Source organism: Oribacterium sp. oral taxon 108 str. F0425 (assembly GCF_000214455.1).
In the GTDB taxonomy this organism is placed as follows: Bacteria; Bacillota; Clostridia; order Lachnospirales; family Lachnospiraceae; genus Oribacterium; species Oribacterium asaccharolyticum.
This window is the reverse complement of sequence record NZ_AFIH01000001.1, coordinates 627,935-641,910: the sequence shown is the minus strand read 5'-3', so window position 1 is coordinate 641,910 and position 13,976 is coordinate 627,935. Positions and strand designations below refer to the sequence as shown.

Sequence of the window (13,976 nt, the reverse complement as noted above, 5' to 3'; positions counted from 1 at the left end):
TCTTATTTAATCCTGTTTTCTTGCCTCTTTTTAAGAAAACCGTAATCCTATCTTTTCTTTCTTAAAAAAGATAGGATTACGCCCTTTTTTCTTCTTTCTTTTTTCCGGCTTATAAACCTTCGCCCAGTTTCCCCGCAACAAGAGAAGCGACCTGTGCATTCCAAAGGCGTCTGATGCTCAAGAGGATTTTCTCCTCCTCATCCAGCATGGAAGCCTTAAGGCTCACCAGTAAGACGATTTTCCTTCCGTTTTCGTCTACTCCCATAAAGTATTTTTCTTTGACGGCTTTCTCCCCCTTTAGGGCACTGTTTTGCCGTAAGAACTGGAAAAAGCGTTTTCCCTCTTCCTTTGAAAAGGTTTCCCTGGCATAACACGTCAGAAAATCTTTTTCCTCACACTGCATTCTGCCTTCCGCCCTAAGGTAAAGCAACTCTGTCTGTCCCATTCTGGGGCTCCAAAGGAGAACCAGCTCATACCCCTTATATAAGTCTTTGACCTTTTCAATCATTTTCTTCTGCTTCAGCTTTAAAAAATCCCCCTGATAGACCTGGAGATTCACAATATAAGCATTTCTTCCCGGAATGTGGCTGATTTCTCTTCCCCGAATACTGAAGAAGGTATCTCCCACGATGGTATCCAGCGTTTCTCTTTCTCCCGCGGACAGATTGGAAAAGAAACGTCTTACCACCTTATACATCTCTTCCTGCTTATTATTAATAATTTCCTCCGTGCCTTTCACGCTTAATCCTCTGACACTGGAAAGCTCCTGTTGGAAGGATTTGTTGGCATAGAGAAACTCCAGCTTATCGCCCACCATTTCCACAATGGAAAGAGGAATTCCTTCCACGTAATTCCCCACTTCGGACGCAGCATGCTGCTTTATATGGGCATACCCGCTAAGCAGATTGACATTCCCGAGATCATCGTTGTATCTTCTCTTCCCCGGTGTCTCAAAACGAAAGCCCATTTCCTTACAATGGGCAATACTTTCTTCGTAGGGACGGGGACGACCGATATAATACCCCTGCAACTTTTCACAGCCGATTTCCCGCAGGAACTCCAGCTGTTCCTCCGTCTCCACTCCTTCCGCAAGTGTGCGGATTCCGATTTTCTTAGCCATATCCACGATAGAGCTGACAATTTTTTGAGACTTTTCCTGAAAATCCTGCAACAAAAGCATATCGATTTTCAACAAGTCAAAGTCAAAGTCCTTCAGAATATTCAAAGAGCTGTAGCCGGATCCGAAATCATCCATCCAAACCTTGTAACCGGCCTCGTGAAAACGCTTTATCTGGTTACTGATTAAGGCCGGATTTTTGTTTAAAACGGATTCCGTGATTTCCATGGTCAGCATTTCTTTCGGTACATCGTATTCTTTTACAAGCTTCTCAATTTCCGCAAAAATATCGCAGAGTTCAAAATCCATACGGGAAACGTTAAAAGAAACCGGAACCATGTTCTCCCCCTTTTCCCGAATATTGGAAAAAGCCTGGCAAATCAGAGAAACAACGTGGATATCCAGTAAATGAATAATATGATACTCTTCCAAAACCGGAATAAACTCTCCGGGAGAGATAAATCCGAACTGCGGGTCCACCCAGCGTACCAAAGCCTCCAGTCCGCAGACCTCCTTGGAAAGCGCACGAATCAAGGGCTGATAATAAACCTGGATATCCCCTCTCTTCATGGCATCTTCAATATTATCCACAATAAAACGCTGGCGGAGCAGCATATGACTGAGTTCTTCATCATAGTAACGATAAAAGCTTTCCCTGTCTTTTTTGATGGAATCACAGGCCGTTTTCGCATTATCACAGGCATTGATGATATTTCTCTTCTCAGAGACAACATGAATTCCCACCTTAAAGTCCAAAAACATGGGTAGATCCAGCTTTTCAAACTCGGTATGCGCTTTTAACAAGGAATTATGGCAATCCTCCGCCGTCGTCAAAAGGGCATACTGATCCGCAAACATCCTGGTAATCAGCGCATGCGGAAAAGCGGATTGAAGAATCTTTGCCATTTGAATCAGCAAAAGATCTCCCTCCTCGAAACCGAATCGGTAATTATACAGTTTAAAATCTACAATATTAAAATAGCAAAGAAGCTGCCCCTCTTCCAAAAATTCCGCTGCCAACTCTCTAAAGGGCTGATTCTTTATCGTCTTACTGAGAGGGTCCAGCTGACTCTCCTTCAATTGTTTCTTTTTCTCCATCCATTTCGGAAGAAGAAAATTCTTCTCTTCACTCACTTCGGCTCCCTCCGATATTACGGCTTCCTGCCGCCCGCGCCCAGGCAGTTCATCCTGTCTTTTCGTTTATTTTTCGATAAAATTTTTTTATTAAAAAATGAAAATATTTCATGGCTTCCCTTTTTTATCGTCAAAAAAAGAGAAGATATAACTTCTCTTTTAAAATTTTGCTTTTTCATCTCGTTTTTATTCGGAAAAATAAGACGCATAGCGCCGGTAGAGCGCCTCAAATTCCCCGTTCTCCTTTATTTTTCGAAAGCCTCTGTCGAAGGCTCTGAGAATCTCCCGGTTTTGACCGCGACTCACGATGAAAGAGATTTCTTCTTCCTTGTCGAGAGAGAGCATCTCTAAACTGTTGTCTCCTTCCCGCATTTTCAAAAGGGCAGGGCGAAGATCACAGATGGCATCCGTCTTTTCCTCTTCCAGGGCGGAAAAAAAATCTTCATTACTCTGTACCACGCTAAGGTAATAGCCCTCCTCCTCTCTTTTCTCTTCGAGAAAGGATGCGGCGGCGCTGCCTTCCTTTACCAGAACCGTCTTTCCCCGGAAGTCTTCCAAACTCTTTTCTGCCGGATTATCCCTGTCTTTCCTTAAAAGAACGGCCAGCTTCACCGTCAAATAGGAGGTAGAATAGCCGAGTCTTTTCTCCTCGTCTTCTATGCGAGACAGACCGCCAATCGCCATATCCGAAGTTCCCGTAATCACGGAGGGAGCAAGTGCGGATTGATTTTTAGGTAAAAACTTTAAGGTAAAACCTTCCTTTTCCGCAATCCGTTCCATCAGTTCGATTTCAAATCCAACGGCCTTCCCTTCCTCGTCCTCCGCGGTAAAGGGATAATTATCCCGGTCAAAGCTCAGCCGAATTTCTCTTCCGGAAATAGTACCGGTCGGTTTCTTCCCGCACGCAAAGAGAAGCAGAAAAAAAAGACAGAAGACTGACTTGCATAGCCTTCTTTTTATCTTCTCTATTCCTCTCGATTCTACTCTCTCGGACATTCCCTCTCCATAATCTTTAACAAAGCCAGTACGCTTTGAAAAGAGAAAGCCTTCTCCTTTTCTCCGATATAGACTTCTCCCTGCCATGTACAGTGCTGCCTGAACTTCGTATGTACAAAAAAAGTGGCGAGCTTTCCTCGCTCTTCCAAAATGGAATGCTTGGTGAGCGTCCTCACCTCATCCACAAAGTCTTTCTTCCCTCTTCTGTCGGGATAAACATACTTCTGTCTTTTCCGGAAGCTCCTGTCCCGTGAGGAGGTCTGCGGATAATCCCACGTATCGTACTGCATTTCCATCTTCTTAATCAGGTCCAAAACGCCATAGAAAGGGACCCGCTTCGTAGAGTACTGTTCTATCAACTCTCCTCGGAAGTCTCCGTCTACTCTTTCCATGATTAATACGCCCAGTAAATCTATGGCATAAAGCTCAGCTAACGACTTCTCCATCTTCTTCATCCCCATCCTCTAAAGACAAAGTCTCATCCAACAATGCTCTATCCATTAACTTCAGAAGCTCTAAACTGCTCCGAAAATATTGGGCCCGATTTTTCTCTGCCCAAATAACTTTCCCTTGCCACGTATCATTTTCCATGCATTTAATTTGAACGATAAAAGTACTGCCTCGAACCTCTTTTTCTTCCATGGCTCACCCTCCCCTTATCTGCATTTTCTACTTTACTATGAAATCACGGAGAAAAAAAGAACTTTTTGTTTTCAAACGAATGAAAGGACTACCGATGATATGTCGGCAGCCCTTTCATTTCTTTCTTAAGGTTCACGTTTTCTTATTGCATATTCTTCAAACGAAATTTTATAGTTTTTATTAAATGCCAAACTCCTCTGCCCAGTAAACTTCTCCGTCTACTTCAACAGTAAAGATTGCACCACTTTTGAAATCCGGCTTTAAGATGTTGGCTCTGTGAGATGGAGAATTCATCCAAGCCTGAACAACTTCATCAGAACTGTCATAATACTGTGCAAGATTCTCTCCGTAGAGAACCTTATCATCAGCAGTATACCAAGGTCTTCCGTCCGGTCTTGTGTGGGAAAAACTGCTTACGATTTCATTTGCTCTTACTTTAGCAGCGTTCTCAACCTGGTAGTTCCAAGTGAGTGGGTTTAAGCCGTTAGCAACTCTGATTTCATTCACTTTGTTGAAAGCTGCCTGAGCATCACCTTTTGCAGCGAAAGCTGTCATTGCAAAAAATGTGGCAAATAATGCTGTAAGTAAAACTAATTTTACTACCTTTTTCATACATAACTCCTTCTTACGAGGGAGTCAGGAGCAGAATCATTTCACCCTGGTCAGGGGATTCATGATTGCAGCTGGCTGACATTTTACAGTCCCTATAGCTTTGCGTCGCCGGATTTCCCCGGGTTTGCCGATGTCCAACCGTTTGTGCGGTGACACCATATGATGAAAAGAAATACTCTACACTTTCTTTTCGAGTAATAAAAAACCGACAGCTAGAATTCCCTTTCTAGTTGCCAGCTAACCGAATCTTCATATGAAAAAGCTTGTATAGATTGTTATACATCTTCTTACAGGGAAGATCGCAACTGGCTGCCATGTTACAGGCCCTATAGCTTTGCGTCATCGGGTTTCCCCGATTTTGCTCAAACAGATCCGGTCAGAATCTGTTGGTAAGTGGTGAGTACTCAGCGGCTTCTCCGTCCGGTAAGTCATCCAATTCACTTACAATTTGGATTATAGCATATATTAAAGAGATGTCAACAGAAAAATTAAATTTTAAGTTTTTTCTTTTTTGTCTCTTAATAAAAGCTTCTCTCAGTATATACTATCGCCAAGGAATTAAATTATATAAGTAATTTTCAAATTACTTTTAAAAAATAATTTTAGCTGTAAAAACAGGAGTTTGCACACGGCAATTTCCCTATCTTTACAGCTATATAATCAGGTATAAAGCAGTTTAATTAGATACAAAGTAGTTTTACAAGATACAAAGTAATTTTTACAGCTCTTCCATAAAGGCTTCTTTATTCTCTATCGCGGTGGTCTTCGGTCTTCCGAGGTCCGCCCTGGAAAAGACGGAGCAAGCGACCTCAATAAAAATCGGGCCGGTCTCCTTTCCGCTCTCGGAAAGGGCATTTTCCAAAGCGGCCTTCTCCTTTGCCAGATAAACCTTCCGATAGCCTACCGCCTTCGCAAGCTCTCGATAATGGACTGTCTTCGATACGGTGGGCTGCCCTCCTACCGTCTCATGTGCTTCATTATTAAAGAGGATATGGACAAAATTCTTCGGACTTACGGAACCGATGGTCGCCATGGCTCCCATATGCATGAGTGCCGCACCGTCTCCGTCCAAACAGAAGATTCGCTTATCCTTCTTTTCCAAAGCAATCCCAAGTGCAATCGAACTGGCATGCCCCATAGAACCCACCGTCAGAAAATCCAATCCGTGCCCCTGTCCTTCGGCATCTCTGATTTCATAGACTTCCCGACTGATCTTTCCCGTTGTGGAAACAATCGGATTCTGTCCGCTGTAACTAAGAACACAGCGAATGGCATCCTCTCTGCAGAAAGAATAGGAGTTCCTATAGGGATAAGACTTCTCCTTCGTAAGGGCTCCCTTCTTAACTACAATAGCCGCCTGCCTTCCTTCCGCAAAAACGTCTTCAAACCGCTTGCAGGCCTCCTCCAGTTCTTCCTTTGTGCTTTCTTTTCCCAAAACAAAGTAGGGAATCCGCATCAAATCCAAAAAGGACAGGGTAATCTCCCCTTGAAAAACATGTTGCGGCTCATCCTTTACCCCCGGTTCTCCGCGATAGCCGATGATGAGAAGCATGGGAATCGCATACACGGATTTAGCGCAAAGAGAAGCCAGGGGATTCATGGCATTTCCCTGCCCGCTGTTTTGCATATATACGGTGGGCACCTTTTTTGTCGCCAGAAAATGTCCTGCTGCAAGCCCCACGGCATTCCCCTCATTTGCCGCAATAATATGCCGCTCGGAAATCCCGTAGCGCTCCATCAGACTGTCACACAGTGCCTTTAATTGGGAATCCGGCACGCCGGTAAAAAAATCCGACGGAATCCGTTCCAGAAACTCTTCTACTTTCATCCTTCTTCTCTTCTACCCTTCCAACATAAGAATTCGCCTGTAAATCTGTTTTAATTCCTCCTCTGAAAGACTCATGGGGTGATTCTGCAGCCGCTCCAAATTGACGGACTTCGCAAGAATCTCCACCGCCTCTTCCAAAGACTGCACATCCGGAGACTTCTCCCGCAAGCGCTCTACATAAAATCCCTGATCCTTCGGCAGAACATCCACCTTCTCTAAAAAAGCTCTATAGCGTTCCGCCCCTTCTTGTGTGCTCTTTACCCCAAAGCAATGAGCCAGGTAAACAAGTTTCTCCGGGTCATGCACCCTCTCTTCGTTTTCCGTAAGCAAGGGATAGAGCTCCTTATTTACTATCGCTGTAGCCAAGCCGTGCGGAAGCGAAAACAGACTTCCCAGTTTATAAGAAAGCGCATGCCCTCCCGTCGTTTTCGTAATGGCAATCGCCTTTCCTGCAAGTGTTGCTGCATCGGAAATCGGAGCCCAAGACCCGGGATCATTTTTCAGATAAGCATCGGCATGACGAAGAATGCCGTCTATCGCTTCCTTCCCGTAATAGAGATTATCTCCCTCACTCGCCCTGGACCAAATCGATTCCATGGCATGACTTAAGGCATCCAGTAAGGTCACTTTCTTCTGATAAAGCGGTAAGAATTCCAGGCTCCTTGCATCTTCTACGCGAATCAGAGGGTATATGCTTTCGTCCTCTATCGAAAGCTTCTCCCCGCCCTTGTACAAAACGGAAAAGGGGGTACATTCCGATCCGGTTCCCGCCGTAGTCGGAATTGCGAGCAAAGGAATGCCGTTATCCTTCCAGGGTTTTAGAAGAAGCTCCTCTTCCTCCAAGGAAGAAAAAAGCTTTATCGCCTTTGCCGTGTCCATCGCTGAGCCGCCTCCCACCGCAAAAATCACATCGGGTGAAAAACTCCGAAAGACTTTACTGCCCGCTACCGCCTCCGAGAACTCGGGATTTACCGAAAAAGCGGAAAAGCGCTCCACAGTGAGGGACAGCTCCTGTTCCAACTCCGCAAATTCTTTTCCTATAGCCAGACCGGAAAAGGATTTTCCCGCTACAAGGAAAATCTTTTTCCAGGCATTTCTGCGAATAAAATCCCCCAGTTCTCTTTTAACATTCCCTTTTCCGAGGACAATTTGTGCCTCAATGACATCCTTTCTCATATCTACCCCTACTCTCCTACGTTTTATCTTTTTAAAGCTTGGATTGTAAATCTTCTTCGCCGTTTCAATCGATTATAAAGATAAAAATTCTGCTATATTCTACTGCAAAGTATCGGAAGGGAAAATATGTTTTTTTCCGATTTACCACAAAAAATCTTCAAAAGCAAAAATCATCCCGATTTCTTTTTAGTCCTCTTCCGGAATCAAGCGGATAATCTCTTTAAAGGGCATGAGAAAACTGTCACATTCTTCCGCTCTCTCATTTTGAAGAATGGTCTCCGCAGCATTCTGAATGGCCGGTACGGTGGCACGCATAAGTTGGTTGGCATAAATCACGACATTCACGCCCCTTTTCTTAAACTCCTCTTCCTTTACACTGTTAAAGCTGGTCGGGACTACCACAATGTAGGTCTCCGAATCCTCTTTTCGGAATCGCTCCACGAAGGTGAAAATTTCTTCCGGACTTTTCTTCCTGCTGTGAATCATAATAGCATCCGCCCCGGCCTTCACAAAGGCAAAGGCTCTTTCCAGAGCGTCCTCCATCCCTCTTTCCAGAATCAGGCTCTCGATTCTCGCACAAATCATAAATTCTTTTGTCCGTTGTGCCTTCTTTCCGGCACGAATCTTTTCGGAAAAACTCTCTATTCTATCCTGCGTCTGCTCCACTTCGGTTCCGAAGAGGGAATTTTTCTTCAGTCCCGTCTTATCCTCGATAATGACCATGGAAACGCCAAGGCGCTCCAAGCTGCGTACCGTGTAGACAAAATGCTCTTTGATGCCGCCCGTATCTCCGTCAAAGATAATGGGTTTGGTTGTAACCTCGGTAATATCTTCAATGGTTCTGAAACGGGAGCTCATATCCACAAGCTCTATATCCGGTTTTCCTTTTGCCGTAGAATCGCAAAGAGAACTGATCCACATCGCATCAAACTGATGGGCCCCGCCATCCTTATAGACCTTGGTGTTCTCCACTATCAGCCCGGTTAAGCCGTCATGGGCTTCCATCGCATTGACAAAGCCTTTTACCTTCAGTTCTTTTCTTAAACGCCCTCTTCTAAAATCCGGCATCGCCAAATCCGCGCGGGTCCGCTTTTCCAGGTCTCGGTATTTTTCATTATTGTTATACGGCAGTTCTACAAGTTTCCCGCCGTAGCTTGCCAGAATATTACAAACCTCTTCCCGAATCGGTTTCTGAAATCCGGTTTGCCAGTCATCACCATGCACCACAAAATCCGGTTTATATTTTTCCAAGTTTTCCCGGTAGGAAAGACTGTTTTGCTCAACCACTCTGTCCACTCCGGCAATATTTTCAAACATGGCCTTCCTCTCCGAGAAAGGCAGTAGGGGAAAACGCTTGTAGGAGGACACCACCTCATCACTCAGGACTCCCACAATCAGTCTTCCCAGTCTCTTCGCCTTTTTTATCAGGGTGAAATGACCGTTATGCAAGATATCCGTTGAAAAGCTGAGATAAACCGTCTTCTTTTTAATGGCGCGAAGCAGGAGGGAAACCACCGTCAAATCCTCCGGATTGTCCACCTCCTGACAAAGCTTCTCTTCCGCATCATAGAGGCGAAGCGAAAACTGAGAAAGCACGGTATTTAAGGCTTCTTCCGCATACAGCTTCTTCCAATTCGTCTCACCCTCGTCCTCTCTCTCACAAAATGCGCAGATTGCGGAGAGCCAAAGTCCCCAGTCCTCCTTCTTAAGCTTATATAACGGCTGTGCACTGAAGGCATGCTCAAAGCAATAAACGCCCACCTTCGTGATTTTTCCGTCCGAAACTTCCGCCTTAAAGTCCTTTTCCGGAAGCTCTTTTGTGGTGCTTCCCGCCATAAGGGAGCCTTCCTGCTCCATGAAATCGAAGAAAACATCATTTTCCACAACGAGATCTCCGTGCATTAAGAGCAGGTCCGTATCCTTCAGGACTTCCCGTGCCAGATAAATGGAATAGATATAATTTGTTTCCGCAAAAAGAGGATTCCGCACAAAACTGTATTCCAAATCAAGGCCAAGGCTCTCCACATAGTGAATCAGCTTGTCCTCAAAGGGGCCTGTCGTAATCACGACCTCTTTTATGCCATAGTCCTCAATCTGCCGAAGCTGTCGGCTCAGGATAGTCTCCATGCTGGCAATTTCCGTCATACACTTGGGATGATTCTTCGTTAAATCTCCCATGCGACTTCCCTTCCCGGAATTTAAAATCAGTGCTTTCATACTATGCTCTCCTATTCCTCTATTTCCCTATTTTTTCATCCTGAAGCGCGATACGCTGAAAATAGGCATGAATCTTCTCTCCGGCAGTGCCGATATTTACCGCAATGTCCTTTATTTTACTATGGGAAAATGCCTTGTCAAAGGGACGGGGAAGCGGTTTATCCGAAAGAAAATCCTGCAGGCAATACGCTTCGTTTTCCCGTAATCCATAAGAAAATCTTCTCCAGGGGAGAAATCCGGAGCAAAGTTCTTCAACAGGAAAGGTGAATTGGATATCCCAGCTTTCCAAAACATGCTCCGCAATATGATAGACTTGTCTTTCCTCTATTTTCTGCCCCTTCAACTCTTCAATACATAACGTTTTTAGAGAAAAGCGAATATCGTTGGGATAGTTCTCCGCCCTACAGAAAATATAATCCTCCACCCGATTACTTTCAAAAAAAGCATCAGGCTTATAAGAAAATCCGGAAAGGTAAATTCTTTGTTTCGGCTTTCCTTTTTCTAAAATCAAGAAGTGATTTCCTGCCTTCGGACTCAAAATCCAACGTCCATGATCGAAATAGGCTTCTCCATACTCATCCCCCGGAATTCTATCGGATTCTTCTTCAGAAATGCCCCATTCCGAAAGATCAATTTTCTTAATGGAAAGTTTCTTCTCCTCCAACTGTCCGACAAGTAAAAACCTGCCTTCATAAACAAGGGCATCTTCTCCATAGCACCTCTCCTCCCTTGCCTTTCTCAAAAGAAAATATTCCAATAGAGTTTTATAACTTTCCTCGTTTCTCTTGCTCGGAAGATTATTATCCAAAATAATCACCGGTTTTTCCGCAACGGAAAACAAAGAAATTAAAGAGGTTCCATCATCTCCTATATAAAGCTCAGATAGACTGACTGCCCTTTCCAGTTCCGGGGAATTATCATAAATTCCAATTTCTTCCTTAAGAAATTTCTCCTTTAGACAAAGAAAATGACTCTGATAGTCCTTTCTCATCGTAAGAAAGGTATTTTCCAGAAGAGGATGAGGTCTCCATAATAGACAGTGTTTCGGATGGTCTTTAAACAAACTAAAGACTTCTTCCATCTTTTCCAGAAATGCCTCCGTATTTTCCAGCATTCCCACTAAACTGGTATTATAGTAGTATAAGTCCCTTCCCTTCGCAATGCTTTCCCATTCCTCCGGCATCTTCGGAGGATGATTTACAGCGGATAAAATAGAATCAAACTTCGGACTTCCCAATATCACACATTTCTTCTCAACCTCTTTGGGAAGACTCTTTTTATGTTCTTCACTCTGCGCGACAATATAGTCTACATTCTGAAATGCGGGACGAAAAGCAGCCCCGTGACTAAGAATCCCCATAGTTGTAAAATAAGGGACATAGACCAAATTGTCGGTATACTTCTTCAAATTGGAAGAATAGTAACGCGGATGCACGGAAGTGACTAAATTGGCGTCATCATAGGGATTATGGATATAGATCAGGTCCGGTCGTTCCTCCTCTATCGAAAAGTCTTCCGTGATAAGCGGAATATGTGCCGGAAATTTCTCCCTCTCATTCTGCGCTTCGCCGAAGCTGCCGCCTTCCGCTCTTTCAATATAACTAATCGGCATAACCAGCGCTTCGCATGACGAATCCTTTCTTGCTGCAAGATAAATGGACTCCATACTGTCCCACATGGAAGCTTTATAGGGCAGGAATAGAATCAGACTATGGACTGCTGTCCTCTCTATTACATCCTTGATTTGAAAATAGACGGATTCCGCCTTTTGCAAAAAATCCATTTCCGATTCTGCTGTAGAGAGTGCCTGATAAGTATGAAAGAGGGCTTCCTGATACTGTAAAAAAAGTTCCGTAAGCCCACCGGCCTCTGCCAAATTCGCCTGCACTTCCCCTTCTATTTTCTCCATCCCCTCCTGGCACAGCACAAGAAGAGAGGTCGCTTCTTTCTCTCTTCCCTCCGCAATAAAGCTTCGCAGTGTAGAATGCACTTCCTCATAAGACTGTAGTAACGAGAGAAGCTGCTCTTTTTTTCTCTTTCGCATATCTTTCCGTCCTCATTTTTTCTCCCCCTACGGGGTTTTCTCCATACAAATTTTGGGGACAAATCCGACTTGAAAATGAATATATTCTCTATTCCTTTTCAAAAAGAATCTGTTTCATTATTGTAATCACTTCCTTCGTTCCCTGCCCCCCTTTCTCTCCAAGGAGGCAAGAGCCTGCACCGAGAATCTTTTTCTCCATCTGCTCCAAGACTTCTTTCCTGGTAAGAAGAGCTTCTTCTTTTTGTATTCTATTCGTGTTTCCTGCTTTCTCTTCCAAATCTTCTTTCCCTTCCAAAAATCGAGAAATCTTTTCGAGATAAGCTTTTCGCATTCCTTCCGACTGCACTATGGTGTAATCCGCGTGGAATATTCCGGGGACAGTAACATAGTAGCGCATATTGTAGAAGGCTTTTCCGTCTTCTTCTGCTTGAGGGTCAATTTCATCCGTCACAAACCAGGGAATGTAGACTAATTTGTTCGTATATTGCTTTAACTTATCGCTATAGAAAAAAGGATCCACACTCCAAACCGAATTAAAGGCATCATAAGATAAATTCATGACAATGCAGTCCGGCAGTTCCGCCGCAAAATTATAGCTTCTGTAATCCGTAATCGGGTATTCTTTCGGGAAATTCTCCCCTTCATAGTGCATCTCCGAGAGACTGCCGTCTCCCAGTCGATCAAAGTAGGGAATCGGCATCAGCTTCACTTCCGTATCTTCTCTCTCCCGCAAAGCATCGATGAGTGGACGAATACTTGCAAAATGCTTTGCACTGTGTGAAAGAAAAACGACCTGTCTTTTGATTTCTTTTTCCAGAGACGCACGCAGGTTCTGCAGAAGCGCTCTAAGTCCTTCCAGCTGCTCTTTACTATTTTCTACAATGGTAGATTGCTTTAGATTCTTTTCCGATTGTTCTATCTTCTCTTCCAGCTCATTCTCTTTTCCTTCCGCGGTGTCCCTATAGACAAGCAGTGCCGTTAAGGAAGAATGCAGTTGAAAGAGTGCTTCACAGAAGCTTTCCAAGCAGTGAACACTTTCCGTCCCCTCACCCTTCCTTTCCTCTATAGCGTTTCCAAGCATTACGGCACGCTCCTGGAGAGACGGAAGCGCGGAAAGAACTGCCTCATATTTCCTTTCCGAAAACGTTTTCTCGAGTTCCTCTTCCTCTAGCACAAAAGAATCCAGAAACTGCATAGTGATTTCCCGGAAGTTCTCTACGCGCGGTCTTTCCAGGTCTTTCTCCTGAAAAACATAGTCAAAGAACCAATTATCCTTTAGAATAGCGCGGAGTTTCTTTTCATATTTTTTATAATAGGGATAAACATGATCCCCACCCGCTTTGACAACTTTTCGATAATCGCCAAAACTCCCTTTCAATACTATATCGTAATCCTTCGGTACCGGAAATGTATTTCCGCAAAAAAGGAGTGTTTCTGTTCCCCGAAAAACCGCCTTAGGGTATTTTGCCTCCGGATGAAACAACTGGTAGGGAAGGATAGCCACCTCCTCTCCTTCTCCATTATATTTCTGGCAAATTTGATGAAAGACACGATACAACTGAGGAAGCAGTTTTTCTTCTTTCGTAAAATGAGTAGGAAGAAGCTTTTCTATTGCCTTCAGTTTTTTTTGTGCTGTCTTTTCCTCCTCTTTCCCCTGCTCCAAATTCTGTATCATGACGCATAGCATTTTCAAAATTTCATGCCGAGCATTTTCCAGCTCTGCATCTTTCGCAAGATCATCCTGCACAAAAATATCAACTATTGCAGGATAGGGAAACTCACAAAACTCATGTAAAATTTCTTTTCGAAATTTCATCTCAAAAATGCCAATTCCTGCATAAATACTTGTATTTTGCAAACCGTCTCTTCCAAAGGAAAACTTTAAGCCTTCCGGCAACTCATCTTCTACGACTTTGGAAAATTGAGAGAAGGAATCCCGAAGCATAACGATATCAATATCATCATCCCATGGAATAAAGTTTCCCTCTCGAACTGCGCCCAGTAAGGTTCCTTCACTAATAAAATAGGGAATATCATATTTTTTACAGATTCTGTCAATTTCAAAGAGAATGCGCATCTCTGCGCCCCATGCTCTCTTCATCATGCCGGGGATATAGAATCCGTCCCGCACTTCATCATAAAAAAATCTGCTGCCAAGTTCATAAATAATTCCCTTCCTTCAGTATCACTCTATTCTTTTTCTTACTTCC

General features: G+C 43.9%; 10 protein-coding genes and 2 riboswitches. All 10 genes read right to left on the bottom strand.

Features of this window, described 5'->3' with window-relative positions; all coding sequences use genetic code 11:
• Positions 1–109: 109 nt before the first annotated feature.
• The 10 genes from HMPREF9124_RS03165 to HMPREF9124_RS03115 all read right to left on the bottom strand — a co-directional run bounded on the left by HMPREF9124_RS03165 (position 110) and on the right by HMPREF9124_RS03115 (position 13,870).
• Complete coding sequence (locus tag HMPREF9124_RS03165; RefSeq protein ID WP_009428777.1) at positions 110–2,251, bottom strand: bifunctional diguanylate cyclase/phosphodiesterase; 2,142 nt, start codon at positions 2,249–2,251, stop codon at positions 110–112.
• A gap of 186 nt (positions 2,252–2,437) precedes the next feature.
• Positions 2,438–3,247, bottom strand: a complete 810-nt coding sequence (locus HMPREF9124_RS03155) for an ABC transporter substrate-binding protein (RefSeq protein ID WP_009429110.1) — start codon at positions 3,245–3,247, stop codon at positions 2,438–2,440.
• A complete protein-coding gene (locus tag HMPREF9124_RS03150) occupies positions 3,232–3,702 on the bottom strand; it encodes a hypothetical protein (protein WP_009429427.1) in 471 nt (156 codons plus the stop codon). Before HMPREF9124_RS03150 ends, HMPREF9124_RS03155 begins: the two co-directional genes overlap by 16 nt.
• Positions 3,674–3,889, bottom strand: coding sequence for a hypothetical protein (locus HMPREF9124_RS03145; protein WP_009428589.1), 216 nt, complete (start codon positions 3,887–3,889; stop codon positions 3,674–3,676). Before HMPREF9124_RS03145 ends, HMPREF9124_RS03150 begins: the two co-directional genes overlap by 29 nt.
• A gap of 180 nt (positions 3,890–4,069) precedes the next feature.
• Positions 4,070–4,501, bottom strand: coding sequence for a CAP domain-containing protein (locus tag HMPREF9124_RS03140; protein ID WP_009429536.1), 432 nt, complete (start codon positions 4,499–4,501; stop codon positions 4,070–4,072).
• A 63-nt stretch (positions 4,502–4,564) separates the two neighbouring features.
• Positions 4,565–4,640: riboswitch (cyclic di-GMP riboswitch) on the bottom strand.
• Positions 4,641–4,798: 158 nt separating this feature from the next.
• A riboswitch (cyclic di-GMP riboswitch) is annotated at positions 4,799–4,874 on the bottom strand.
• 345 nt (positions 4,875–5,219) lie between these two features.
• Entirely contained in the window at positions 5,220–6,329 is a 1,110-nt protein-coding gene (aepY, locus tag HMPREF9124_RS03135) for a phosphonopyruvate decarboxylase (RefSeq protein ID WP_009429404.1), read from the bottom strand.
• Between the two features lie 12 nt (positions 6,330–6,341).
• On the bottom strand, positions 6,342–7,505 hold the full coding sequence (locus tag HMPREF9124_RS03130) for a phosphonoacetaldehyde reductase (protein ID WP_009428457.1): 1,164 nt from the start codon (positions 7,503–7,505) through the stop codon (positions 6,342–6,344).
• 186 nt (positions 7,506–7,691) lie between these two features.
• The gene (gene aepX, locus HMPREF9124_RS03125) at positions 7,692–9,722 is read right to left on the bottom strand and encodes a phosphoenolpyruvate mutase (RefSeq protein WP_009427660.1); all 2,031 of its coding nucleotides are present in this window, start codon (positions 9,720–9,722) and stop codon (positions 7,692–7,694) included.
• A gap of 19 nt (positions 9,723–9,741) precedes the next feature.
• Positions 9,742–11,766, bottom strand: a complete 2,025-nt coding sequence (locus tag HMPREF9124_RS03120; RefSeq protein ID WP_009429111.1) for a hypothetical protein — start codon at positions 11,764–11,766, stop codon at positions 9,742–9,744.
• An 88-nt stretch (positions 11,767–11,854) separates the two neighbouring features.
• Complete coding sequence (locus tag HMPREF9124_RS03115; protein ID WP_050791224.1) at positions 11,855–13,870, bottom strand: LicD family protein; 2,016 nt, start codon at positions 13,868–13,870, stop codon at positions 11,855–11,857.
• Positions 13,871–13,976 lie beyond the last annotated feature (106 nt).